22 protein-coding genes and 3 pseudogenes are annotated in these 24,678 nt (G+C 71.5%); 13 read left to right on the top strand and 12 right to left on the bottom strand.

What is annotated here, in order from left to right; translation table 11 throughout:
- Positions 1-117 precede the first annotated feature (117 nt).
- Both KALB_RS21310 and KALB_RS21315 read right to left on the bottom strand, forming a co-directional pair.
- The gene (locus tag KALB_RS21310; protein WP_025357743.1) at positions 118-1,404 is read right to left on the bottom strand and encodes a M20/M25/M40 family metallo-hydrolase; all 1,287 of its coding nucleotides are present in this window, start codon (positions 1,402-1,404) and stop codon (positions 118-120) included.
- Positions 1,401-2,228, bottom strand: coding sequence for a M55 family metallopeptidase (locus KALB_RS21315; RefSeq protein WP_025357744.1), 828 nt, complete (start codon positions 2,226-2,228; stop codon positions 1,401-1,403). The genes KALB_RS21310 and KALB_RS21315 overlap by 4 nt, the downstream gene beginning before the upstream one ends.
- 100 nt (positions 2,229-2,328) lie before the next feature.
- Here KALB_RS21315 and KALB_RS21320 point away from each other — a divergent pair, with 100 nt between their 5' ends.
- The 5 genes and pseudogenes from KALB_RS21320 to KALB_RS49275 form a co-directional block, all read left to right on the top strand.
- A complete protein-coding gene (locus KALB_RS21320; RefSeq protein WP_030111412.1) occupies positions 2,329-4,128 on the top strand; it encodes an ABC transporter substrate-binding protein in 1,800 nt (599 codons plus the stop codon).
- A gap of 7 nt (positions 4,129-4,135) precedes the next feature.
- The gene (locus KALB_RS21325) at positions 4,136-5,149 is read left to right on the top strand and encodes an ABC transporter permease (RefSeq protein WP_025357746.1); all 1,014 of its coding nucleotides are present in this window, start codon (positions 4,136-4,138) and stop codon (positions 5,147-5,149) included.
- Positions 5,146-6,042 (top strand): ABC transporter permease, encoded by an 897-nt coding sequence (locus tag KALB_RS21330; RefSeq protein ID WP_025357747.1) that lies wholly within the window; start codon positions 5,146-5,148, stop codon positions 6,040-6,042. The genes KALB_RS21325 and KALB_RS21330 overlap by 4 nt, the downstream gene beginning before the upstream one ends.
- A gap of 76 nt (positions 6,043-6,118) precedes the next feature.
- Positions 6,119-7,854, top strand: a pseudogene (locus tag KALB_RS50210) (dipeptide ABC transporter ATP-binding protein); the annotation flags it as partial.
- Positions 7,855-8,394: 540 nt separating this feature from the next.
- A pseudogene (locus tag KALB_RS49275) lies at positions 8,395-8,547 on the top strand (hypothetical protein); the annotation flags it as partial.
- A 153-nt stretch (positions 8,548-8,700) separates the two neighbouring features.
- Here the strand turns inward: KALB_RS49275 and KALB_RS49280 are convergent.
- A pseudogene (locus tag KALB_RS49280) lies at positions 8,701-9,105 on the bottom strand (zinc finger domain-containing protein); the annotation flags it as partial.
- Between the two features lie 371 nt (positions 9,106-9,476).
- On the opposite strand from KALB_RS49280, the gene KALB_RS21350 reads away from it, so the two are divergent.
- Positions 9,477-10,928 carry an amidase gene (locus KALB_RS21350; RefSeq protein ID WP_025357751.1) on the top strand — a complete coding sequence of 484 codons (1,452 nt, stop codon included), beginning with the start codon at positions 9,477-9,479 and terminating at the stop codon, positions 10,926-10,928.
- A gap of 332 nt (positions 10,929-11,260) precedes the next feature.
- Here the strand turns inward: KALB_RS21350 and KALB_RS21360 are convergent, their stop codons facing one another.
- Positions 11,261-12,226 carry a helix-turn-helix transcriptional regulator gene (locus KALB_RS21360; RefSeq protein WP_025357752.1) on the bottom strand — a complete coding sequence of 322 codons (966 nt, stop codon included), beginning with the start codon at positions 12,224-12,226 and terminating at the stop codon, positions 11,261-11,263.
- Between the two features lie 62 nt (positions 12,227-12,288).
- Here KALB_RS21360 and KALB_RS21365 point away from each other — a divergent pair, with 62 nt between their 5' ends.
- Positions 12,289-13,500, top strand: coding sequence for an erythromycin esterase family protein (locus KALB_RS21365; protein ID WP_025357753.1), 1,212 nt, complete (start codon positions 12,289-12,291; stop codon positions 13,498-13,500).
- Between the two features lie 21 nt (positions 13,501-13,521).
- Here the strand turns inward: KALB_RS21365 and KALB_RS21370 are convergent, their stop codons facing one another.
- Positions 13,522-14,439 carry a PDR/VanB family oxidoreductase gene (locus tag KALB_RS21370; RefSeq protein ID WP_030109041.1) on the bottom strand — a complete coding sequence of 306 codons (918 nt, stop codon included), beginning with the start codon at positions 14,437-14,439 and terminating at the stop codon, positions 13,522-13,524.
- Positions 14,440-14,449: 10 nt separating this feature from the next.
- Positions 14,450-15,088, bottom strand: a complete 639-nt coding sequence (locus tag KALB_RS21375; RefSeq protein ID WP_030109042.1) for an MSMEG_1061 family FMN-dependent PPOX-type flavoprotein — start codon at positions 15,086-15,088, stop codon at positions 14,450-14,452.
- 70 nt (positions 15,089-15,158) lie between these two features.
- On the opposite strand from KALB_RS21375, the gene KALB_RS21380 reads away from it, so the two are divergent.
- Positions 15,159-15,782: a TetR/AcrR family transcriptional regulator gene (locus tag KALB_RS21380; RefSeq protein WP_025357756.1), complete on the top strand. Its 624-nt coding sequence runs from the start codon at positions 15,159-15,161 to the stop codon at positions 15,780-15,782.
- 13 nt (positions 15,783-15,795) lie between these two features.
- On the opposite strand, the gene KALB_RS21385 is transcribed toward KALB_RS21380, so the two are convergent.
- Entirely contained in the window at positions 15,796-16,305 is a 510-nt protein-coding gene (locus KALB_RS21385; protein WP_025357757.1) for a hypothetical protein, read from the bottom strand.
- Between the two features lie 149 nt (positions 16,306-16,454).
- Between KALB_RS21385 and KALB_RS21390 the strand changes: the two genes are divergently transcribed.
- Entirely contained in the window at positions 16,455-17,297 is an 843-nt protein-coding gene (locus KALB_RS21390) for a class I SAM-dependent methyltransferase (RefSeq protein ID WP_025357758.1), read from the top strand.
- Here the strand turns inward: KALB_RS21390 and KALB_RS21395 are convergent, their stop codons facing one another.
- The 3 genes from KALB_RS21395 to KALB_RS21405 are packed head-to-tail and all read right to left on the bottom strand — an operon-like array spanning position 17,298 to position 19,361.
- Complete coding sequence (locus tag KALB_RS21395) at positions 17,298-18,209, bottom strand: hypothetical protein (RefSeq protein ID WP_025357759.1); 912 nt, start codon at positions 18,207-18,209, stop codon at positions 17,298-17,300.
- The gene (locus tag KALB_RS21400; RefSeq protein ID WP_236650305.1) at positions 18,206-18,538 is read right to left on the bottom strand and encodes a PadR family transcriptional regulator; all 333 of its coding nucleotides are present in this window, start codon (positions 18,536-18,538) and stop codon (positions 18,206-18,208) included. The genes KALB_RS21395 and KALB_RS21400 overlap by 4 nt, the downstream gene beginning before the upstream one ends.
- 43 nt (positions 18,539-18,581) lie before the next feature.
- The gene (locus tag KALB_RS21405) at positions 18,582-19,361 is read right to left on the bottom strand and encodes a glycerophosphodiester phosphodiesterase family protein (RefSeq protein WP_025357761.1); all 780 of its coding nucleotides are present in this window, start codon (positions 19,359-19,361) and stop codon (positions 18,582-18,584) included.
- Between the two features lie 67 nt (positions 19,362-19,428).
- Between KALB_RS21405 and KALB_RS21410 the strand changes: the two genes are divergently transcribed.
- The 3 genes from KALB_RS21410 to KALB_RS21420 all read left to right on the top strand — a co-directional run bounded on the left by KALB_RS21410 (position 19,429) and on the right by KALB_RS21420 (position 22,641).
- On the top strand, positions 19,429-19,776 hold the full coding sequence (locus KALB_RS21410) for a hypothetical protein (protein WP_025357762.1): 348 nt from the start codon (positions 19,429-19,431) through the stop codon (positions 19,774-19,776).
- Positions 19,777-19,842: 66 nt separating this feature from the next.
- Positions 19,843-21,873, top strand: a complete 2,031-nt coding sequence (locus KALB_RS21415) for a putative bifunctional diguanylate cyclase/phosphodiesterase (protein ID WP_236650306.1) — start codon at positions 19,843-19,845, stop codon at positions 21,871-21,873.
- A gap of 78 nt (positions 21,874-21,951) precedes the next feature.
- The gene (locus KALB_RS21420) at positions 21,952-22,641 is read left to right on the top strand and encodes a VOC family protein (protein WP_052360476.1); all 690 of its coding nucleotides are present in this window, start codon (positions 21,952-21,954) and stop codon (positions 22,639-22,641) included.
- Between the two features lie 6 nt (positions 22,642-22,647).
- Here KALB_RS21420 and KALB_RS21425 read toward each other — a convergent pair whose 3' ends face one another.
- Positions 22,648-23,106, bottom strand: a complete 459-nt coding sequence (locus KALB_RS21425) for a PPOX class F420-dependent oxidoreductase (protein ID WP_025357765.1) — start codon at positions 23,104-23,106, stop codon at positions 22,648-22,650.
- Positions 23,107-23,178: 72 nt separating this feature from the next.
- Here KALB_RS21425 and KALB_RS21430 point away from each other — a divergent pair, with 72 nt between their 5' ends.
- Entirely contained in the window at positions 23,179-23,961 is a 783-nt protein-coding gene (locus tag KALB_RS21430; protein ID WP_025357766.1) for an alpha/beta fold hydrolase, read from the top strand.
- A gap of 47 nt (positions 23,962-24,008) precedes the next feature.
- Here KALB_RS21430 and KALB_RS21435 read toward each other — a convergent pair whose 3' ends face one another.
- Complete coding sequence (locus KALB_RS21435; RefSeq protein ID WP_025357767.1) at positions 24,009-24,638, bottom strand: class I SAM-dependent methyltransferase; 630 nt, start codon at positions 24,636-24,638, stop codon at positions 24,009-24,011.
- Between the last annotated feature and the right edge of the window lie 40 nt (positions 24,639-24,678).

Raw genomic sequence — 24,678 nt, forward strand, 5'->3', positions numbered from 1 at the left:
CGCGACCGAACTTGGCTCCAGGCAAGGGAAAACCCCGAAGACGCTGCTTTTCCCCGCCACCGGCAGGTCATCGTCAGTGACCAGAGGTGGACATGCTGCTCAGTATGCGAGCTCCTCTCAGCAGTTCGTCAGCAGGTGGTCGAGCACGCGAGCGCCGAAGTGCAGGCCCTCCACCGGAACCCGCTCGTCCACCCCGTGCGCCATGCCGCGGTAGTCGAAGCCCTCGGGCAGCCACAGCGGGGCGAAGCCGTAACCGAGGATGCCGAGCTTGTCGAACGCCTTGGCGTCGGTGCCGCCGCCAAGGCAGTAGGGCACGACCACCGCCTGCGGGTCCTGGGAGCGCAGCGCGGCGGCCATCGCCTCGAACCAGGGCGAGTCGATCGGCGCCTGCACGGGCCCCTGCGGGCTGATCGCCGCCACCTCGACCCCGGGACCGGCCAGCCTGCGCAGCTCGGCGAACAGCTCCTCCTCGGTGCCCGGCAGCACCCGCACGTCGATCTCGGCCTCGGCGGTGCTGGGGATGACGTTGGTCTTGTACCCGGCGCGCAGCACGGTGGGCGTGGTGCTGTTGCGCACAGTGGATTCCACCAGCGGGCCCGCCTTGCCCAGCCTGGCCACGGTACCGTCCACATCGGACAGGTCGACCTCGACGCCCAGCGCGGCACCGGAGCGCTCCAGGAAGGCCCGCACGGCCGGGGTGAGCCGGATCGGCCAGCGGTGCTCGGCGATGCGCTGCACGGCCCCGGCGAGTTTGGTGACGGCGTTGTCCTCGTTGCGCCGTGAGCCGTGCCCGGCACGCCCGCGCGCGGTCAGCCGCACGTGCGAGGTCCCCCGCTCGGCCGTGCCCACGGGGTACAGGTGCACGCCGCCGACGTGGTAGGTGTAGCCCCCGGACTCGCTGATCGCCGCCCCGCAGTCCGCGAACAGCTCGGGGTGCTCGGCGACCAGCCAGTGCGCGCCGTAGTCCCCGTTGTCCTCCTCGTCGGCGACGAAGGCCAGCACGACGTCCCGGCGCGGACCCCGGCCCTGCGCGTGCCAGTCGGCCAGCACGTGCAGCAGCATGGCGACCATGTCCTTCATGTCCACCGCGCCGCGGCCCCAGACGTAGCCGTCCCGGACCTCCCCGGAGAACGGGTGCACGGCCCAGTCCGCGGGCTCGGCGGGCACCACGTCCAGGTGGGCGTGCACCAGCAGCGGCTCGAGGCCGGGCTCGGACCCGCTGACCCTGGCGATCACGTTGGTGCGCCGGGGCTTGAGCTCCAGCAGGGTGGGCTCCAGCCCGGCCGCGGCCAGGTGCGCGGCCACGTACTCCGCGGCCTCGCGCTCACCCTCGCTGTCGCCACGGCCCCGGTTGGTCGTGTCGAAGCGGATCAGTTCCGAGCAGAGCTGTTCGACCGGGATCATCCGTACACCTTTTCCACCGCGCCGGAGGCGATTGCCGTGACCACCTTGAACGCCTTCATCGCCTCGGTCATGGACACCGCGTCGAATCCCACGCGCAGCAGGGAGACCTGCTCCACGGTGGGCACGATCGCCGCGGCCGCGGCCAGGTGCGCGGCGTCGAACTCCACCTCGATGCGGTGCGGCCCCGGCGTGCCGGGCACCCGCCCGGCCCCTGCCATGGCGGCGGCGGCCTCCCGCTCGATCAGTTCGGCGGTGCGCTGGGGCGGCAGGCAGATCGCCGAGTACCGGCTGACGCACTCCTTGACCGCGGCCTGCCGGGCTCCCGGCGCGTAGTCGGCGGCGTCGGCGCAGGTCAGGTCGTCCCCGGTCACCAGGAGCACCGGTACGCCGTGCTCGGCGGCCATGGCGGCGTTGAGCCTGCCCTCGCTGGCCAGCACCCCGTCCAGCCAGACCCCGGTGATGGAGTTGCCCAGATAGGTGTGCGACAGCACGCCCTGCGTGCCCGCCGCGGTGTGGTAGCCGAGGAACACCACACCGTCCACACCGGAGTTCACGCCCTGCATCATCGACAGCGGCTTGTGCTTGCCGGTGAGCATGGCGGCCCGGCCGTCCAGGTCCTCCAGCAGCAGGTTGCGCTGGGTGTCGTGGGCCTCGTTGACCAGCACCTCGGTGGCGCCGCCCTGGCACAGGCCCCGCACGCAGGCGTTGACGTCCCCGGTGAACATCCGGCGGAACCGCTGCCACTGCTCGGTTCCCGGTTCCACGTCGGCGGGCCACGTGACTCCGGTGGCACCTTCCATGTCCGCTGAGATCAGGATTCGCACCCTCGGTACGTTACGGGTTGGTACGAGTTGTCGACAATTGTTGACACACTGCCGTGACTGGTGGTTACTTCTTGCCAACCATGGGGAAGGGGAGTGCGCGATGCGCATGAGGAGAATCGGAGTATGCCTTGCCGTGGCTGCCTGCGCGGCACTCGGCACGCCGGTGGTCACGGGGGTGGGTGCGCCTCAGGCGCACGCGGCGGACAGCAAGGTGCTCCGGGTGGCGGTGACCACCGCCGTCGCCTCGCTCAACCCGTTCCTCGCCTACCACCAGGCCGACACCGAGATCGGCCGCATGATGTACGAGTTCCTCACCGCCTACGACCAGACCGACCAGCACCCCGTCCCGGGCCTGGCGGAGAGCTGGCAGGTCGGCACGGACAAGCTCACCTGGACGTTCAAGATCCGCCAGGGCATGAAGTGGTCCGACGACAAGCCGATCACGGCCAAGGACGTCGCCTTCACCTACAACCTGATGCTGACCAACGCCGTGGCCCGCACCGCCAACGGCAACTTCGTCAGCAACTTCGACACCGTGACCGCACCAGACGACACGACGCTGGTGGTCAGGACCAAGCAGCCCCAGGCCACCATGCTGGCGCTGGACGTGCCGATCGTGCCCGAGCACGTGTGGGCATCCAAGGTGGACAAGCTCGTCGACTACACCAACCTGGACTTCCCGGTGGTGGGCAGCGGCCCGTTCACGCTGGTCGACTACAAGCAGGACCAGTACGTCAAGTTGAAGGCCAACCCGAACTTCTGGCGCGGCAAGGCCACCGTGGACGAGGTGGACTTCTACCACTACGACAACACCGACGCCGCCGCGCAGGCCCTGATCAAGGGCGACGTGGACCTGGTCAGCAAGCTCACCGCCGCCCAGTTCGACACGCTCAAGGGCAAGGACGGCATCACCACCAACAAGGCGGTGGGCCGCCGCTTCAACGACCTGATCATCAACCCGGGCGCGCAGACCAACACCCGCCAGCCCATCGGGGACGGCAACCCGGCGCTGCGTGACGTCAAACTGCGCCAGGCCATCGCGCAGGCCATCGACGCCAAGACCCTGGTGGACAAGTCCTACGGGGGCTACGCCGAGCCCGGGTCCAGCTACATCCCGCCGGTGTTCAGCAAGTGGTCCACCAACCAGCAGCGCACCTTCGACCTGGCCGCGGCCAACCGCACCCTGGACGAGGCCGGGTACCGCAAGGGCCCGGACGGCAAGCGGCTGGACAAGGAGGGCAAGCCGCTGACCCTGCGCCTGATCGGCGACAGCGGCCAGCCCACCGACAACCCCAACGGCCAGTACCTCAAGAGCTGGCTGGGTCAGCTGGGCATCCCGGTGGACGTGCAGCTGGTGTCCGGGGACAAGCTCGGTGACGTCACCACCGCGGGCAACTACGACCTGTCCTTCAGCACCTGGGGGGTCAACCCCGATCCGGACGCGGTGCTGACCCTGCAGACCTGCGCGGCCCTGCCCGACGCCGAGGGCAAGAGCGGCACCACCGAGACCTTCACCTGCGACGAGCAGTACGACCAGCTCTACAAGGCCCAGCTGTCCGAACTGGACGAGGGCAAGCGGGTGCAGGAGGTCAAGCAGGCCCAGCAGCGGCTCGCCGAGCTGGCCACCTCGGTGACCTTCGCCTACCCCGACCAGCTGGAGGCCTACCGCTCCGACCGGTTCAGCTCCTTCGCCGTGCAGCCCAACCCCGGCGGCGTGATCACCGGCCAGAACGGCTACTGGGGCTACTACAAGGCCGTGCCCGCGGCGGCCGGCACCAGCTCCGGCGTCACCCCGACCGGGCTGGTGATCGGCATCGTGGTGGCCGTCGTGGTCGTGGCGGGCGTGGTGCTGCTGGTGGTCAGCCGCCGCCGCAAGAGCACCGCCGACGAGAGGGAATGATCCGGCGATGACCAACGCGCTCAGCCCCGAGGTCGTGGAACCGACCCGGGGCGCCGGTCGCGGCACGCTGCGCTACGTGGCCACCAAGGTCGGTGGCGCGCTGGTCAGCCTGGTGCTGGTCGTGGTGCTGGGCTTCTTCCTGTTCCGCGTGCTGCCCGGCGACCCGGTCAAGACCATCACCAGGGACGCCCCGGTGGACCCCGCCCGGCTGGCCGAGCTGCGCGCGCAGCTCGGCCTGGACGACCCGCTGCCGGTGCAGTTCCTGCGCTACCTCGGCGGGTTGCTGCGCGGGGACCTCGGCCAGTCCTACAACTACCGCCAGCCGGTGCTGGACCTGATCCTGGACCGGGTCGGCCCCACCCTGCTGCTGGTCGGCACCGCGACGGTGATCGCCGCGGCGCTCGGCCTGTGGCTGGGCGTGCGGGGCGGGTGGCGGCGCGGCAGCCGGTTCGACCGCGCCTCCACCGGTATCGCCCTGCTGCTGTGGTCGGCGCCCACGTTCTGGCTGGGCATGGTGCTGCTGACCGTCACCGGCACGCTGTTCCCCAGCCAGGGCATCATCGACCCGGCCACCCCGCCGGGGCTGTTGCCGCAGGCGCTGGACCTGCTGCACCACCTGGCCCTGCCCTGCCTGACCCTGGTCGCCGTCATCTACGCGCAGTACCTGCTGGTGATGCGCTCCTCCCTGCTGGAGGAGATGAACGCCGACTACCTGACCACCGCCCGCGCCAAGGGCCTGCGTGACGACCTGGTGCGCCGCCGCCACGCGGTGCCCAACGCGCTGCTGCCCACGGTCACGCTGATCTTCCTCAACCTGGGCATGGTGGTCTCCGGGGCGGTCACCGTGGAGACGGTGTTCTCCTGGCCCGGTCTGGGCCAGCTGACCTTCAAGGCGATCAACTCCCGTGACCTGCCGCTGTTGCAGGGCACGTTCATCGTGCTGGCCGGTGCGGTGCTGGTGATGAACCTGGTCGCCGACCTGCTGTACCGGGTGATCGATCCGAGGGTGCGTGCCGCATGACCAGTACTACTCCGGCCGCCATCACCTGGCGGCGGCGCCGTGCGGCCGCCGCCACGGTGTGGCGGCAGTTCCTGCGCGACCGCGGCGGGGTCGTCGGCCTCGTGGTGCTGGTGCTGATCATCGGGCTGGCCCTGCTGGCCCCGGTGCTGACCGACGCCGCGGGCCTGGACCCGACCCAGGCCACCGGCGGCCGGTTGCAGCCACCCAGCGGCACCTACCTGCTGGGCACCGACGAACTCGGCCGGTCGGTACTACTACAGCTGTGGTGGGGTGCGCGGATCTCCCTGCTCGTGGGCGTGCTGGCCACCCTGGTGTCGGTGGGCATCGGCACCCTGTTCGGCGTGGCCACCGCCCACTTCGGCGGCTGGGTGGCCGCCGTGTTGACCCGGGCCACCGACTTCTTCCTGGTGCTGCCCTCACTGGTGCTGGCCATCGCACTGTCCACAGTGCTCGATCGCGGGATCTTCGCCATCGTGCTGGCCATCGGCGTGACCTCCTGGCCCACCACGGCCCGGCTGGTCCGCGCGCAGACGCTGAGCGTGGAGTCGCGGCCCTACATCGAGCGGGCCTGGGCACTGGGCGCCGGGCACCTGCACGTGATCGGGCGGCACGTGCTGCCCGCGGTGCTGCCGCTGGTGTTCGCCAACACCACGCTGACCGTGGCCAGCTCGATCATCGCCGAGTCCACCCTGTCCTTCCTCGGCCTTGGCGACCCGAGCGCCGCCTCCTGGGGAACGATGCTCAACAGCGCGATGCTCAGCGGGGCGGTGACCTTCGGGGCCTGGTGGTACCTGCTGCCGCCGGGCCTGGCCATCGCGGTGATCGTGCTGGCGTTCATGGTGTGCGGGCGTGCCCTGGAGAGCGTGCTCAACCCGAGGCTCAGGGAGCGCTAGTGAGCGAGCTTGCGAGCGAACCATTCAACACAGGGCCGGCGCGCAGCGCTGCGCCGAGCGCTAGCGAGGTGTGGCGTTGAACGACCCCTTGCTGGAACTGCGCGAGGCCACGGTCTCCTACCGGACCGCGCAGGGCCTGGTGCCCGCGGTGCGCGGGGTGGACCTGCGGCTGGAGGCCGGGCAGACCCTGGGCCTTGCCGGGGAGTCGGGCTGCGGCAAGTCCACGCTGGCGATGGCGGTGCTGCGGCTGCTGCCGCGCAACGCCGAACTGGGCGGCCAGGTGCTGCTCGCGGGCGAGGACGTGCGGGCGATGAGCTGGGGCAGGCTGCGGGCGGTGCGCTGGGCGCAGGCCTCCGTGGTGTTCCAGGGCGCCATGCACGCGCTCAACCCCGTGCAGCGGGTGGGCGAACAGATCGCCGAACCGATCCGCCTGCACTCCTCCCGGCCCGACAACAAGGTCTCCGCACGGGTGGGCGAACTGCTGGAGCAGGTCGGGCTGCCCGCGCGGCGGGCCTCGGCCTACCCGCACGAGCTGTCCGGCGGGCAGCGTCAGCGGGTGATGATCGCGATGGCGCTGGCCTGCGAGCCGGGGCTGGTGATCGCCGACGAGCCGACCACCGCGCTGGACGTCATGGTGCAGGCCCAGGTGCTGACCCTGCTGTCGCGACTGGTGGACGAGCTGGACATCGGGCTGCTGATGATCAGCCACGACCTGTCGGTGCTCGGCTCCACCTGTGCCCGGCTGGCGGTGATGTACGCGGGCCGCATCGTGGAACTGGGCCCGTCCGAGCAGGTGCTGCGCCACCCCGCGCACCCGTACACCAAGGCGCTGGCCGCGGCGTTCCCGACGATCGGGGACCCGGCCTCGCGGCTGGCCCCGCGCGGGCTGCCCGGTGATCCGCCCGACCCCGCGCAGCTGCCGGGCGGCTGCCCGTTCCACCCGCGCTGCCCGTCCGCGCTGGAGACCTGTTCGGACACCGACGTGCGGCTGCGGGCGGTCGGCGACCGGTCGGTGGCCTGTGTGCTGGAGGTGGAGGCGTGACGGCGTTGCTGCGGGCCGAGGGCGTGTCGGTGAGCTACGGCTCGGCGCGCGCGGTGGACGGGGTGGACCTGGACATCGCCGCTGGCGAGATCATCGCGCTGGTCGGCGAGTCCGGCTGCGGCAAGACCACCCTGGCCAGGACCCTGCTCGGCCTGCAACGGCCCACCGCGGGCCGGGTGCTGTTCGAGGGCGAGCCGCTGCCGTCGGGCACCCGTGGGCTGCGCGCCTACCGCCGTCGCGCGCAGCTGGTGCTGCAGGACCCGACCGGGGCGCTCAACCCCCGGCACAGCGTGTACGAGTCGGTGGCCGAGGGCCTGCGCATCCACAAGGTGCCCGGGGACGAGCGGGAGCTGGTGGCCCGCGCGCTGTCCCAGGCCGGGATGCGCCCGCCGGAGCGGTTCTTCGACAAGGTGCCGCACGAGCTGTCCGGCGGGCAGCGCCAGCGCGTGGTGATCGCGGGCGCGCTCGCGCTGGACCCCGGCGTGCTGATCGCCGACGAGCCGGTGGCCTCGCTGGACGCCTCGGTGCGCGGGGAGATCCTGGCCCTGTTGTTGCGCCTGCGCGAGGAACTGGGCCTGGCGGCGCTGGTCGTCACGCACGACCTGGGGCTGGCGTGGAACATCGCCGACCGGGTCGCGGTGATGTACCTGGGGCGGATCGTGGAGACCGGGCCGGTGGAGCAGGTGCTCACCGCGCCGCGCCACCCGTACACCCAGGCCCTGCTGTCGGTGCTGCCCGAGTCCGAGCGCGAGCCCATGGTGCTGGCGGGGGAGACGCCCGACCCCTCTCGGGTGCCCTCGGGCTGCCGCTTCCATCCGCGCTGCCCGCTGCTGGCCGCCGGCCTGGACGAGCAGATCGGCCACCGCTGTTCCTCGGTGGACCTCGCGGTGCTCGGTGGCGGCCGAACGCCTGCGGTGGCCTGCCACGCCGTGACAGGTTAGGCGGCATGGACTCGCCCGGCGCTGCACCGAGATCCTCACCCAGACCGAGCTGCTCCTCGCGCACGTCAGGGACGCGCGCAGCCTGGAGGTCGACGGGGACCAGGCCCTGCTGGGGGTGGGAACCGACTACGCCAGAAAGGGGCCGCGGCGAGGTTCCGGTGCTGGTCAGGGCCGGTCTGTGGTGAGGGCGGCGGGGGTGGCTAAGGTCTTGCTGTCCGGGTTGTGATCTTGCTGGGGTGGCGGGTGTGGCGTCGATCGATCGGACTGCCTACCCGCGGTTCAAGCGGATGGTGTCCGGGCGGGAGCTGGTCGAGGCGTTCAGCCTGACGGCGGGGGCACGCGGCAAGACTCAGGACGATCAGTCTGGTGGTGCGGCTGAAGTCGTATCAGCGGCTCGGCTACTTCCCGAAGCTGACGGACGTGCCCGCTGTGGTCGTCGACCAGGTCCGCAGCGTGTTGGGGCTGCCGGACGAGGTGGCGGCGGAGACTGACGCGGATCGGACCGCGAAGCGGCATCGGCAGTTCGTGCGTGAGCACCTGGGCGTGAAGTACGAGGCGGCGAAGGTGCGGGCGGTCGCCGAGTCGGCGATCCGCACGGAGGTCAACTCCGGTCATCTCGTGCACGGTGAGGATGACCGGCTGGTCCGGTGCGGCGGTCTTGATCTCGTGGGCGAGCGTGAGCGCCTTCTCCAGCTCAGGGCGGAACTTGATGCGGGTGCTGATCTTCTCGGAGAACACCCGCGTGCGCTTCGCCGCCGCCAACGCGTCGAGCTGGCTCTGCAACTCCTGGGTGGCCGTCGAGCAGCGGGCGTAGCCGATCCGGATCGGCGCCCCGGTCGTCTCCGGTGCTGCTGCGGCGACCTCCGCTCCCTGCGCCCCCTTCTTGCCCGGCGCGCGATCGGCCGGGACGGGCACGGTGAGCTCGTCGCGTAGCGCGGGTACGAGGATGAAGCGGGCGGTGTGGTACTTCGCGGCGGTTTTCCCGGCGCGGGTGCGGCAAGCGCTGCCGACAGGGACGTCGCATTGCGGGCAGGGGTGGCGTTCGACCGCGGCCGCGGCATCCTTGGGTCCGAGTCGCATACCTCCAGTCTCTCAGAACTCTGTCAAAACCAGGGGAAGTAGTGAGAGGTGTTGTGCGAATCGCGACCTGGGGATCCTCGGCCCGGATCAAGCGGTTCGCAGAACTGTCACAACTGGTCATTTATGAGAATCACGGTGCGCGGCAATCGTTGGTTGGGGTGGGTGCCCGTGTCATATCGCCATCGATCGGGGCGCTGGGGCGCCTCCGTCGTGACCATCTCCGTAGGTGTGCCAGGCCGCCGCGCGTCGCCACGGCCAGCGGTCGGGCGAATTGTCTGTGGCCGGAGAGCAACATGATGAGTTGAGACGTCTATCCCGTTGCGCGAAGCGGCATTTTATGACCTGCTTCAGAGGCCTCTAGGGTCGGATTCATGGAGTGGAGTTTTCAGACGGCCGAAGAGTTGGCGGCCGCGTTGCGTGCCGGTGACGTGACCTCGGCGGAACTGACCGATGAGGCGATTGCCCGTATCGAGCGCGACGACAAGGTGATCAACGCGATCTGTGTGCCGGACTTCGACCGTGCGCGGGCCGCCGCGCGCGGTGCCGACCAGGCGCGCGCCCGTGGCGAGGTCCGGCCGCTGCTCGGTATTCCGGTGACGGTCAAGGAGTCCTACAACATGGCTGGGCTGCCCACGACCTGGGGCATGCCGCAACACCGGGACTATGTGCCGGCCGAGGACGCGGTACAGGTGTCGCGGCTCAAGGCCGCGGGCGCGGTGGTGCTGGGCAAGACCAATGTGCCCTTGGGGCTGCAAGATATCCAGAGCTTCAACGAGATCTACGGCACCACCAACAATCCGTGGGAGCACGATCGCACGCCGGGTGGATCCTCCGGTGGATCAGCGGCGGCCCTGGCGTCCGGATTCGGCGCGCTGTCCATCGGCTCCGACCTCGCCGGTTCGCTGCGCACCCCCGCGCATTTCTGCGGCATCTATGCGCACAAGCCGACACTCGGACTGGCGGCAACCCGCGGCATGGTCGCGCCTCCCGCGCCGGCATTGCCGGTCGACCTCGACCTCGCCGTCGTCGGTCCGATGGCGCGCACCGCCCGCGACCTCACGCTCCTGCTCGACGTCATGGCCGGACCGGACCCACTGACGCTCGGCAAGGCGCACAACGTGGCGCTGCCGCCCGCGCGCCACGAGCGGCTCGGCGACTTCCGGGTCCTGGTCCTCAACGAGCATCCGCTCATTCCGACCGGGTCCGCTGTGCGGGCGGGCGTGAACCGGGTGGCCGACGCGCTTGCCGACGGCGGCGCCCGCGTCGAACGACACACTCCGCTGCTGCCCGACCTGACCGAAGCCGCCATGCTTTACACGCAGTTGCAGTTTTCGGGCTCCGTCGCACGTTTTCCCGTCGACTCCTACGAGCAGCTGGTGACCCGCGCCGCCGGACTGAGCGCGGACGACCAGAGTCTCGACGCGGCGCGGCTGCGCGCCATGGTGTTCAGCCACCGCGACTGGATCGAGGCGAACAACCGCCGCGAACTCCACCGCCACGGCTGGCGGCAGCTGTTCGCCGAGTTCGATGCCGTGGTGTGTCCGATCACGCCGACTCCCGCGTTCCCGCACGACCACAACCCCAATCCGCTGGAACGCCGGATCGACATCGACGGCGTCGAGTACCCGTACTTCGACCAGCTCGTCTGGGCCGGTCTGGCCACCATGCCCGGCCTGCCCGCCACCGCCATACCAGCGGGCCGGTCCCCTGAGGGCCTGCCGGTGGGGGTGCAGCTCATCGGCCCGATGTTCGAGGACCGCACCCCGCTGCGGCTGGCCGAACTGCTCGAGCAGAAGATCGGCGGCTTCCAGGCACCGAGGTAGGGCGTACTACCGGATGTCCGTCGAGGACGAGGTGCGGATCACGAGCGAGGGCCGGGGCCTGGCCCTGACGCCCGCGGCCTGGCACGCGGGACCGGACATGCCGGCTGTCCAGTCGCCTCGACAGCCGGATCGTGTTGGCATCAGACGCGAAGCCTTCGCGTCTGATGCCAACACCGAAGGTCCACCAAGGATAAGGATGTTGTCTTTCGCCACAGCCCCTTTCTGGCGTATTCGGTTCCCACCCCTGCTGGACCTGTGGCTGAGCCACGTGGACTTCAACTGACGTCGCGTGAAGGTGGCTTTCACTGCGCTGGGCGCAGTGAAAGCCACCTTCACGCGACCGGTGGTGTGCCGCTGGCCCTGGTGATCCGCTCGGCGAAGGCGCGCATGTGCGCCACCAGCTCCGGCGGGTCGAGCACCTCGAAGCCGAAGCCGAGCAGTCCGATGTAGACGGTCAGCCCGTCCAGCGAGTTGCCGCCCGCGTGCAGCAGGCAGGTGTTCTCGTCCACCGGCTCCAGCATGCCCGAGGTGGGCGTGACCTTCTCCGCCACCCGCTCCAGCGGGGCGTGCACCAGGAACCGGCCCTGGTACCGGTAGACGCCCTGGCTGACCCCGCGCGAGACGTGCGTGGCCACGTCCTCGGGCGGGGTGCGCGGGCTGAACCGCGGGCCGGTGGGCGTGCGCGGCTCGACCCGGTCCATGCGGAAGGTGCGCCAGTCGGCGCGCTCGGTGTCCCAGGCGAGCAGGTACCAGCGGCGGCCGGTGTGCACCAGGCTGTGCGGCTCCACCAGCCGACGGCTGGCCTGCCCCTCGTGTGAGCGGTAGTCGAAGCGCAGGCGCTGGTGGTCCCGGCAGGCCCCGGCCACCAGCGCCAGCGCGGCGGCGTCCACCTTCGGCCCGTAACCGGTCACCGGCACCACCGCGGACTGCAGGGCCGCGACCCGGTGCCGCAGCCGCGAGGGCAGCACGTGCTCCAGCTTGGCCAGGGCCCGGATCGAGGTCTCCTCGATGCCCGAGACCCCGCCCACCGCCGCCGTGCGCAGCCCCACCGCGACCGCCACGGCCTCCTCGTCGTCCAGCAGCAGCGGGGGCAGCGCCGCGCCCGCGCCGAGCCGGTAGCCGCCCGCGACCCCCGGCTCGGCGTGCACCGGGTAGCCCAGGGAGCGCAGCCGGTCCACGTCGCGGCGGATCGTGCGCACGTCCACCTCCAGCCGCTCGGCCAGTTCCGGGCCGGTCCAGTCCAGGCGTGCCTGCAACAGCGACAGCAGTCGCAGCAGCCTCGCGGAGGTCTCCAACACGGGCGCCAGTGTGTCAGTAATTCAGGACAGTTCCGGTCCTGGACCCTGTTACGGTCGGTCGGGTGGCACCCCAGCTGAACGCGACCCGCCTGACCACCATGGACCCCGACGCCCCGCTGGACGACCTGGAACCGCTGCGTGAGCTGATCGACACCGCCCGCGTCGTGGCCGTCGGTGAGAGCGCCCACTTCGTGCGGGAGTTCAACCACGCCAGGCAGCGCCTGCTGCGCTTCCTCGTACAGCGCTGCGGGTTTTCCGTGCTGGCCTACGAGTACGGCTTCAGCGAAGGCTTCGCCGTGGACCGCTGGCTGCGCGGCGAGGAACCGGAACTGGACGAGACGGCCGTGAAGTGGGGCGCGGGCGAGCTGATGCACTGGCTGCGCGATCGCGACCTGGGTGTGCGGTTCGCCGGACTGGATCTGCCCGCGGCCGGTGGCACCCTGCTGCCCGCGCTCGAACCGGTCGCCGACTACCTGCGCGAGGTCGATCCGCAGGCCGTGCCGATGGTCGAGGGCGCATTGCGGACCGCCCGCGAGTTCGCCAGCGGCTCCGCGGCGGCGGCCGGTCCCGCGTGGCTCAAGCTGGACAAGGCGGTGCGGGACGACCTGTCAGCCAGGCTGGGGCGGCTGCACCAGCGCCTGCTCGCCGTGGAGCCGCTGCTCGTGGAGCGCGGCGGCCAGTACCGGTTCGACCAGGCCGTGCACCACGTGCTCGGCGCACGGCAGACCGACTACATGTTCCGCGCCATCTCCGAGGTGCGTGGCGGCGCCGGGTTGACAGCCGACACCTCCGCCCGCGAGGTCTACCTGGCCGACTCGCTGGACTGGCACCTCGCGCACGCCGAGCCCGGCGCCCGGGTCGTGCTGTTCGCGCACAACGTGCACATCCAGAAAACCCCCGTGCACTACGGCGGGGCGCTGGCGACCCTGCCACTGGGCCAGCACCTGGCCCGCCGGTACGGGTCCGACTACCGGGCCATCGCGGTCACCAGCACCGCCGAGCAGGTGCCCGACATGGAGTTGGACCCCGACTCACCGGTCGGCTTCCGGGTCGAGGTCGTGCCCGCCGCGGCGCCCGAACCCGGCAGCGTGGAGGCCGCTGCCCTGGCGGCTGGACTGGGGCTGAGCCTGTCCGACCTGCGCCACCAACCCGAGGACCTCGTACTGGACCGGATCCGCGCGCAGCGCGGCACCGTGCGGACCCCGCTGCGCGAGGCCTTCGACGCCGTGCTGACCGTGCCCACGGCGACGGTGGAGCCGACCGTCACGCTGTGAGCAGCAGTTCCACCGTCGCGTTCACAGATCGAGGACGAGCCGGGGCGACCGGGAGCGGGACACGCAGGCGGCCACCTGGCTCCGGTCGGCACCGATCTCGTCGCGGTGTTCGGGCTCGCCCTCCAGGACGGTGAGGACGCAGCTGCCGCACACCCCTTCCCGGCAGCCGGAGGGCACCGGGAGGCCGGCGTGGTTCAGCGCGTCCAGCAGCGACTCGTCCACGGGCACCTGCACCTCCCGCCCCGAGCGGGCGCAGACGGCGGTGAAGGCCGTGTTGGGCGCGAAGGTCCTCCTCGCGGGCCGGAACCGCTCGGTGTGCAGCTGACCGGGGTCGAAGACGGACTCGGCCGCGGCGATCATGCTCGCCGGACCGCAGCAGTAGACCACTGCCGACGGCCCGAGACCGGCGCTGAGCAGGCCCAGGTCCGGGCGCTGCTCGCGCTCGGTGTCCACGATGGTCACCGAATCCCCGTAGCTGGAGCGCAGTTGCTCGACGAAGGGCATGGTGGCGGTGGACCGCCCGACGTAGACCAGTCGCGCGGGCGTGCCGCGCTCGTGGGCGGCACGCAGCATCGGCACGACGGCGGTGATGCCGATGCCCCCGGCCAGGAAGAGGTACTCCCGGGCGGGAACCAGGGGGAAGTTGTTGCGCGGCAACGAGATGTCCAGTTCCCGCCCCGCCTTGAGATAGCGGTGGATGTAGTCCGAGCCGCCACGGCTGAGCCGCTCGTGGCGCACGGCGATGCGGTAGTGCTCGCGGTCGGCCGGGTCCCCGCACAGCGAGTACTGGCGGGTGAGCCAGTTCGGCAAGGACAGGTCGATGTGGGCACCCGGTTCCCAGCGGGCCAGCGGGCCGCGCGCCCCGCGCAGGGTCAGCGAGAGCACGTCCTCGGCGACCCGGTCGAGGTGTTCCAGGACGATCCGTTGGGTCAGCGTCATGGCGATCCGATCAGTACAGCTTGCGGTAAGCCTCTTCGAGGCTCTGTCCGAGCAACTCCGGGGCGATGTCCACCTTCATCTGCGCGGCGGCGATCTCCCCGGCGGGCGGCAGTTCCTGGGCCAGTGCCTGGCTGGCCGGGTCCCACAGCCGGGAGCGGACCAGTGCCCGCCCGCAGTGGAAGTAGGCCTCCGCCACCTCCACCACGATCGCCAGCTCGGGTTCGCTCGCCTCGGTCTGCATCCGCGCGAGCACCTCGGGCTCGTCGGTGGCGTAGCCGCGGCCGTTGACCCGCAGGGTCTCGCGCAGGCCGGGGATGAGGAACAGCAGGCCGACGCCGTCGTTCTCGGCGAGGTTGCGGAAGGAGTCGGCGATCTTGTTGCCGGGCCGGTCCGGGATCGCGAGGGTGTACTCGTCGAGGACCTTCACGAACCCGGGGTAGTCACCGCGCGGGGAGCAGTCGGCGCGGCCGTGGGCGTCGGCGGTGGCCATGGCCAGGAACGGCGCGTGCGCGATGAAGAGGCGGACGTACTCGTCCACGTGGTCGATGATCTTGTTCGCGACCATCGGCTCGGGCTCGCCCAGCCGCTGCCGGACCTGGGCGGCCGACAGCCTTCTCGGCCGACGGGTGAGAGTATTGGTGCTGGTCACAGGGTTATTATGAGCAATAGCTCGCTTCGTGGGCTACTCGCTTTTCACGGCCGGGACAGGGAGGTCCACGATGACCGGACGACGGGCGCTGGACCCGCGCAAACAGCCCAAGCAGGTCCGGGGCGAGCTGACCCGGCAGCGCATCCTCGCCGCGGCTGCTCAGGTTTTCGCCGAGCACGGCTACGCCGCGGGCACCACCAACCGCATCGCCGAGCGGGCCCGGGTGTCGATCGGATCGCTGTACCAGTACTACCCGAACAAGGACGCCATCCTCGTCGAGCTGGTCTCGCGCCACCTCGACACGGGCGAGGCCGAGCTGCGCCGCCACCAGGCCGGCGAGCTGCCGGACACCATCGAGGGCGTGCTGCGCGTGTTCGTGCACGTGGCCGTCCAGAACCACCTGGACGCACCCCAGCTGTTGCGGGTGATGATCGAGGAGACGCCGAACTCGCCCGAGCTGGTCAGGAAGATCGGGGAGTACGAGCGGGAACGCGTGGCCTACGTGAGCGCCCTGTTCGAGCGGTACCCCGAGGTCCGCGTTGGCAACCCGCAGGTCGCGGCGCGGATCGTGGTGAACACGGTGGAACTGGTCGTGCACAAGGTGATCGCCGGACACGAGCCGGTGGACCTGGGGCAGTTCGAGGAGGAGCTGGTGGCCATGCTCACCCGGTACCTGGCACCGCCGACGGACTGAGGCGGGGCGCCGGTCAGCGGCAGGCGGCGAGCAGGGCGTTGCCGAGGTCGCCGAGCCGGGAGTCGTCGTGGCTGTCGGTGGCCGCGACCAGGTCCTTGCCCGCCTGGGCGCAGCCGGTCAGCGCGCTGACCTTGGCCTCGGCGGCGGCCTTGGCGTCCAGGGCGGCCTGCAACTTCGACTGCGCGTCCTGGGCCTGGGCCTTGGCCTCCTGGATCTGGGTGAGGGCGGACTGCGCCTGGGTCTTGGCGTCCTCGGCGGCCTTGTTCGCCGTGGCGATGGCCTTGTCCTTGTCCGCGGTGGAGCGGTCCTTCTCGGCCAGCTGGGCGGTGAGCTGGGCGGTGCGCTGGGTCTCGTTGACGTAGAGCAGTCCGACGCCCACCCCGCCGACCAGCACCAGGGCCACGACGATCACCATCACGATCATGCCGGTGCGCTTGGGCTGCGGCGGCTCCACCGGCAGGTACTGGGTCTGCTCGTTGCCGAACAGCGGCTGCTCGCCGTACTGCCCACCGGGGTAAGTCATCAGTTCTCCAGCTCTGTGTGACGACCAGTGCACCATGCCAGTGTGCCAACCGGACCGCCCTCGGCTGGAACCAACTCGTTACCGCCAGTTTTTTGCGGTTTCGGCAACGAAGTTTGTCAGTGACGGCCTGTGGGGTGCACGCTCGCCGCATGACCGACACCAAGTTCAACTGGGATCAGATGGCCGTCATGATCGAGCGCGAGGGCGAGGTGTACGAGAGCGCGGTGCGGCAGGCCGCGCAGTGGCTGGCCGAACGCGAGGTGCCGGTGCGCCGGGTGCTGGACGTGGGCAGCGGCCCCGGTGTGGCGACCTGCGTGTGGGCCGAGGTCTTCCCCGAGGCGGAGGTGGTCGCCGTGGACGGCTCCGCCGCGCTGCTGGAGCGCGCCCGGACCCGGGCCGACCGGCTCGGCGTCACGATCGGCACGCTCCACGCCGAGCTGCCCGAGGGCTTCACGGAACTGGGCGAGGCGGACCTGATCTGGACCAGCCAGGCCATGCACCACCTCGGCGACCAGCAGGGCGCACTCACGGCGCTGGCCAAGCTGCTGCGGCCCGGCGGGGTGCTGGCGGTGGCCGAGGGCGGGCTGCCCGCGCGCTACCTGCCGCGCGACATCGGCATCGGCCGTCCCGGGCTGCTGACCCGCATCGCCGCGGCCACCGACCTGTGGTTCACGCGGATGCGGGTGGAGTTGCCGAGCCACAGCGCCGAGGTGGAGGACTGGCAGGGCATGCTGGCCGCCGCCGGACTGGGCTCCGGCGCCACCCGCAGCTTCCTGGTGGACCTGCCCGCCCCGGTCGACACCAAGGTCCGTGAGCACCTGCGCGACTGGCTGGACCGGGTGCACCACAAGATCGCCGACGGCCTGCTCGACGAGGAGGACCAGGCAGTGGTCGCGCGGCTGCTCGACCCCGAGGACCCGGCCGGGCTGATGCGGCGCCCCGACGTGTTCCTGCTGGCGGCCCGCACGGTGTACGCCGCCCGCAAGGACTGATCAGGCCAGGGCCGGTGGCGTGCCGGGCAGCCGACGCAGGTCGCGCAGGCCCGCCACGCCCAGGGCCACGGCCAGCACCGCCATCGTGACGGCCTGGGGCAGCACCACCGAGAACTGGGACAGCAGCACGAGTCGTTCCGGCAACAGCAGGAGCAGGCTCGCCGCCACCGCCAGGCGCGCGGCCGGACGCGGGCGCACCAGCAGCACGAGCCCGGCAAGCGACAACGCCCAGCCGGGCGCCACACCCAGGTCGACCTGCACCCACAGCGCCGAGCCGTCCCTGGGCAGCAGCGACAGGGCACCCCACCACGCGGCGCCGAGCCCGCTGGCCAGCGCCGTGGCCGTCAACCAGGGCCGGGCCTTCGGCAGGGGCGCCTCGCGGTGGTAGCCCAGCACCAGGCACAGCGCGGTCGCCCACTCGGGCAAGGCGTTGGCGATCGCCCACAGCGCCGGGTGCGAGGCCAGGCCCAGCAGTGAGGGCACCAGCGCGACCAGGCCGAGCACGAGCCCCTGCACGCGCCTGCCGGTGGCCAGCGAGGCCAGGGCCCCGACCGAGCCGACCGCCAGGAGCAGGTCGAGCACCAGCGCCAGGAGGTCGGCGACGGGGGACAGGACGATGTTCACCGCGTAGGCCGTGCCCAGCCCCACCTGGACCAGCAGGCCGATCAACGCCACCAGTCGCACCGCGTCGCCCAGCGCCGCCGAGCGGGGCGGGCCCGACAGGCGGGTGCGCAGCGCGAGCCCGAGCAGCGACCGGGTCTCCGCCCAGCCCGGCCAGCCGTACTCCAGGTCCAGCTCGTCGGTGCGCTCGGCCAGCCAGACCGCGAGCATCTCCTGCTCGCGTTCGGCGCGGTACCACTCGGGCAGCGCCCGCAGCAGCACCCGGTAGCGGTTCTCCAGCCTGCTGGTCATGCCAACCCCCCGACAGCTCGCAGCACGGTGCTGGCCGCCCGCACGGTGGCCTCCAGCCGAGTCACCTCGGCGGCCAGTGCCCGCAGGCCGTCCCCGGTGAGCCGGTAGTAGCGCCGCAGACGGCCCTGGTGCACCTCTTCCCGGTCACGCTCGGCCCAGCCGTCGGCGACCAGCCGGTCCAGCACCCCGTAGAGCGTGCCGACCCGCAGCTCCAGCCGTCCCCCGGACAGCTCATGCACGGCCTTGACGATGGCGTAGCCGTGCAGCGGCTGTTCGGCCAGCGCGGTCAGCACCAGCAAGGTCTGCTCCGACATGCCCCGCACACTCATGACCCGAGTATATATCGCGCCGCGATACATCGGGTCGAGTGAACTACTCGGGCCACTGCCCCCGCGAGCGCAGCACCTCGCGCAACAGGTCGGGCCGGTCGGTGACCAAGCCGTGCACACCCAGGTCGAGCAGCTCACGCATCTGCGCCTGCTCGTCCACGGTCCACACGTGCACCTCCAGCCCGCGCGCCACGGCCGTGCGCACGAACCGCTCGTCCACCACGCGCAGCGGCCCCTGCCGCACCGGCACCTGGGCCATCGCGCCCTGCACGAACCGGCCGGTGCCCAGCCACGACGCCCAGCCGCTGGACCACAGCGCGGCCACCGTCAGCGGCCCCATGGATGTGATCAACTTCTCCCCGGCGTGCCTGCGCAGGGTCGCCAGCCTCTTGTCGGAGAACGAGGCCAGGCACACGCGGTCCCAGGCGTTGGTCCGCTGGAGCACCTCCAGCACCGGCCACACGGCGTTGTCCGCCTTGACATCGATGTTGAACATCAGCCCGGGCAGCTCCTCCAGCGCCGCCTCCAGCCGGGGGATCTCCTCCCTGCCCCCCACCTTCGCCGCTCCCACCTGCGCCCAGGGCAGGTCGGGGATCCGCCCGGTGCGGTCGGTGGTCCGGTCCAGCACCTCGTCGTGCTGCACCACGACCACCCCGTCCGAGGTGGCCTGCACGTCGGTCTCCACGTAGCGGAACCCCTCGTCAGCCGCGCGCCGGAACGCGCTGAGCGAGTTCTCCATGCCGTGCAGCTCGTCGAGGTGCCAGCCGCGGTGGGCGAACGCGCGCGGACTCGGCCCGGACAGGTAAGGATGCTGATCTCGCACGCGCTGAGTCTGCACCAGCGGCGTGGCGTTGTGATGACCAGCCGGTAGCCGGATAACCTCGCCGCCCATGGAGGTCACAAGCGCCAGGCGGCGCAACTCCGTACGCCACTGCGCGTGGTGCGGACGCACCCTGCCCGAGGACGGGCAGTACGGTCGCAGAAGGCAGTACTGCGCGCAGACCTGTAGGCAGCGCGCCTACGAACGGCGTTCGGCCGTGCAGCGCGGCGGCCTGCCCGAGGACGCCGTGGTGCTCTCGGCCACCGAGATCGCCGACCTCCAGGACCGCCTCTACCTGCTGCGCTGCGCCGCCGAGGACATCGCCACGGCGGCCGCCGACGGCGCCTCCCCGGCCGAGTTGCACGCCATGGCCAGCGAACTGGCGGGCACCGCGAACGGGTTGGAACGTCTGCGGTGACCTACTCGGGCTTGCCCAGTGGCCGGTGAACCGACAACGATGGCGCCGGGTGGCGAGGAGGAGCACGTGGTGGACCACGGCGCCGTGCACAACCACGTCCTGCACTGCGCGGACGTCGGATTCGGTGTCACGGACCTGCACGGAAGACTGCACTGGGCGAACCCAGCGCTGGGCACTCTCGTCGGCGTGCCCGCGGACCAGGCGATCGGCCGCTCGCTGACCGCCCTGCTCCCCGGCGCCCCGGAGACCCCGCAGACCGGGCTGGTGCTGCAGACCACCACCGAGGACGGCGCGCCGCACCGCTGGCTGGAGATCAACTGCACCCCGCTGCCCCCGGGCGGGGAACTGCTCTACCGGATCATGGACGTCACCGCGTGGCGGGACCGCGAGCTGGAGGCCACCCAGCAGGCTAACGCCCTGCGCAGGGCCCAGGTGCTCGGCCGGATGGGCAACTGGGAGTGGGACATGGCCACCGACCGGGTGCTCTGGTCGGACGGCCTGCTGGAGCTGTTCGGCCTGGAACCGGGCACCGAACTGGACTACGCCGGCTACATCCAGCTGATCCACCCCGACGACCGGGGCATGATCGAGCACGCACTGGGCGTCGCGGGGGAGAGCGGGGACCGGTTCGCCTACACCCACCGCATGCTCGTCGGCGGCGCGGAACGGGTCTTCGAGTGCTTCGGCGAGGTCATCTGCGACGACCGGGACCAGCCAGTGCGCATGATGGGCACCTGCCACGACGTCACCCAGGACCGCAGGCTCCAGGACGAACTGCGCCAGCTCGCCGAGGAGGACCCGCTCACCGGGCTGCCCAACCGGCGCGCGCTGACCCGTGAGCTGGAGCGGCACCTGGCCACCGGCGGCACCGGCTCACTGCTGCTGCTGGACCTGGACAACTTCAAGGACGTCAACGACCTGCGCGGACACGCCGTCGGCGACCGGGTCATGCGCACGATGGCCTCCGCACTGCGCGAGCGCCTGCACGAGGGGCAACTGCTGGGACGGCTCGGCGGGGACGAGTTCGCCGTGGTGCTGCCCGGCTGCCCCGAGAGCGAGGCCGCCCACGTGGCAGCACGCCTGCGGGACGCGGTGGCCGGGCTGCCGCTGGTCGCCGGGGGCACCACCACCCGCATGACGGTCAGCACCGGCGTGGCCGGGTTCTCCTCCGGCGAGGGCTGGGAGGCCGTGCTGGCCAACGCCGACCTGGCCCTGTACGCGTCCAAGGCGGCCGGGCGCAACCGGGTCACCGTCTACGACCCCGCGCACTACGCCGACACCGCCAAACGCGTGTCGGTGCAGGACCGGCTGCGCAAGGCACTGGACCGCGGCAACCTCGCGCTGCACGCGATGCCCATCGTGGCGCTGGACTCCGGCCGCACCCTGGGCTACGAGCTGTTGCTGCGCCTGGAGGACGGACAGCTACCCCTGCTGGGCCCCGCGGACTTCCTGCCCGCGGCCGAGAAGAGCGACCTCGTACTGGAGATCGACCGCTGGGTGTTCGGCAAGGCCATCGACGCGCTGGTCGCCCACCCCGACCCGAACCTGCGCTTCGACGTCAACGTCTCCGGCCGCACCCTGGAGGACGAGGACTTCGCCGACTTCGTGCTGGACCGGCTGGCCTCCTCCGGGGTCGCACCGGGCAGGCTCGGCTTCGAGATCACCGAGACCGCCGCGGTGACCAACCTGGACGCCGCCCGCAACCTGGCCAACCAGGTCCGCGCCACCGGCTGCCGCATCGCCCTGGACGACTTCGGCGCCGGCTTCGGTTCCTTCGTGCACCTCAAGCACCTGCCGATCACCGGCCTGAAGATCGACGGCGAGTTCGTGCGCGGCATCGACACCGGCGGCCGGGACGCGGTGCTCGTCTCGGGCATCCTGGAGATCGCCCGCGGCTTCGGGCTGTCGGTGGTCGCCGAGTGGGTCGAGCGGCCCGCGCAGGTGGAGATGCTGGCCAAGCTGGGGGTCAGCGTGGGCCAGGGCTTCCATCTCGGCAAGCCGCGACCGCTGCGCAACGTGCTGCCCGCGACGGATGGACCGGATGGAGCATTGTCCGGGCACACCGTGACGGCAGAGGATGGTCGGCGCTTCCAGTAGCACTCCAGCGCGGCCCGCCGCCGCGCGCGATCGCAGGGGGACCCGACCGCAGTGGCCGAGGACGGACCAATCAGGGGCTTGCGCCGCATCGAACTGCGGGCCACCGACCCGGCCTCGGCCGCCGAGCACTACCGGCAGCTGTTCGGCTGGATCGTGATGACCGCCGAGGACGGCACACTGCGCTGCTGGGTCGGTGACCGGCTCGCCGTGCTGGTCCGCCCGCCCACCAGCTGGGAGACCACCGGCTGGCACGCGGTGTTCGGCGGGCGCCCCAGCGCCCTGCTCACCGATCCGGCCGGGATCTCCGCCACCCTCGACCCCGGCCGGGTGCGGCACGGACCGTTCGCGCCGCCGCCCCGCCACGGTGAGCCCTGCTGGATCGAGCTGATGACCGCCACGGCCACCGACGACTACTGGAACCGCGAACTGGGCTGGGCCACCCGCGCCGCCGGGCAGGCCCGCGACATCAAGCCGTTCGCACTGCACACCGTCGCCAGCGACGAGGACACACCCGGTGAGCGGGCCATCGCGGGCAGGCTGCTCATCGACGCCGCCACCGCCGCCGGGGTCGGCACCACCTGGATGACCTACTTCGCGGTGAGCGACATCGAGGCGGCCACCGACGCCGCCGTACTCGCGGGCGGCACCGTGCTGATCGAGCCCCGCGAGGTGGAGACCGGCCTGCTGGCGGCCATCGCCGACCCGTTCGGCACGGTCAGCACCCTGTTGCAGGACCCGATCGGCTGGGGCGGGGCCTGGGCCAGCTGACCCGGGTCAGGCCAGCCGCGCGGGGAAGCCACCGGTCGCGATCGGGCCCCAGCGCAGCGGCTCCACCCGGATCAGGCACTTGCCCTGGCGCCGCATGGCCGCCCGGTACTCGTCCCAGTCCGGGTGCTCGCCCGCGATGCCGCGGTAGTAGTCCACCAGCGGCTCCATGGCCTCCGGCAGCTCCAGCACCTCACCGCGCCCGTCCACGTGCACGTACGGGCCGTTCCAGTCCTCCGACAGCACGCAGACCGACACCCGCTCGTCACGGCGCACGTTCGCGGCCTTGGCCCGCTCCGGGTAGGTCGACACCACGATGCGGCCCTGCCCGTCGACCCCGCAGGACACCGGCGAGGACTGCGGGCTGCCGTCCGCCCTGGTCGTGATGAGAATGGCGCGGTGGCGCACCCGCAGGAACTCCAGCAGGGCCTGCCGGTCGACCTCGGTGCTCGTGGCGATGGTGGGCATGCACCAAACCCTACGGCCACCGATGAGTTCCAGCGCGCCGCGTGGTCTGCACACCGACGGAAGGGAACACACATGGGCACGATCACCTCAGCGGACGGCACGAAGATCGCCTACGAGACGCACGGGCACGGTCCCGCGCTGATCGCGGTCGACGGCGCCAACTGCCACCGCGCGTTCGGCGGCATGCTGCCGCTAGCCGAACTACTCGCACCGCAGTTCACCGTGTACGCCTACGACCGGCGTGGCCGAGGCCAGAGCGGGGACACCGCGCCCTACGCCGTGCGGCGCGAGGTCGAGGACATCGCCGCGCTGATCACCGAGGCCGGTGGCTCCGCACACCTGTACGGCATGTCCTCCGGCGCCATCCTGGCCATGGAGGCCGTCGCCAGCGGCCTGCCGGTGACCAAGCTCGCCCTGTACGAGCCACCGTTCACCAACGAACCGGACGGCGACCTCGCCGCCGCCGCGAAGTTCAACCGCGACCTCGACGCACTGCTGGCCGCCGACCGCAGAGCAGACGCCGTCGAACTGTTCATGACCCGGGTCGGCGTGCCCGCCGTCGCCATCGCCGGGATGCGGCGTTCCCCGGCCTGGCCCCAGTTCGAGGCCATCGCCCCCACCCTCGCCTACGACATGGCCATCGTCGGCGACGCCCGCGTGCCCCGCGAACGCGCCGCCCGCATCACAGTGCCCACCCTCGTCCTCACCGGTGCCGACACCTCACCCGAGCTGCACGCGGGCAGCCTCGCCGTGGCCCAGGCCGTTCCACACGCCCGCCACCAGGTGCTCGACGGTCAGAGCCACCAGGTCGACCCCGCCGTGCTGGCCCCACTGCTTGCCGAGTTCTTCGCCTGATCGGGGGCGGCTTCCTCGTCCTGTTGCCGGTCGGGGCTGGCCGCCACTCACCCCACCACCCGCCACACCGTCGTCACCAGCTCACGCACACCCTCGAGCTCACGAGTCACCGGCACCACGTACTCCGCGACCGCCACACACCGCCGCCGAGGCAGGTACGGACGATTGCTCGGGTCACCGACCAGCACCGCAGCGCCGCCAGCAGCGACCCGCGCCAGGAACGGCCACACGCGCTCAGCCATGTCGCGGTCGTAGAACACGTCACCGGCCACCACGACCTGGGCGTCCACCGGCCCGTCCAACACATCGGCGACCTGCACACCCACCGCGACCCCGTTCGCCGCGGCGTTGACCCGCGCCGCGACCCCCGCCAGCGGATCCACGTCGCAACAGACCACCGACTCGGCCCCAGCCACGCTCGCCGCGATACCTACCAGCCCCGACCCGCACGCGAGGTCGAACACCGACCGCCCGGCCACCGCCGAGGGCGAGTCCAGCAGGTACCGGGCCACCCCCTGGCCCCCAGCCCACGCGAACGCCCAGAACGGCGGCTCGTCCCCGCCGGTGAGCTGCCACAGGGCCTCGATGTCCACGGCGAGGTGCAGCGAGACCTCCGGCACCAGCGGGGTCGGCGTCAACTCGGTGTTGGCGCGCAGGAACTGCTCGGCCGGATCCACCGGCGCATCCTAGTCGGGCAGAACGCCCGTGCTAGACATT

Origin of the sequence: Kutzneria viridogrisea DSM 43870, assembly GCF_000525635.1 — a bacterium.
In the GTDB taxonomy this organism is placed as follows: Bacteria; Actinomycetota; Actinomycetes; order Mycobacteriales; family Pseudonocardiaceae; genus Kutzneria; species Kutzneria viridogrisea.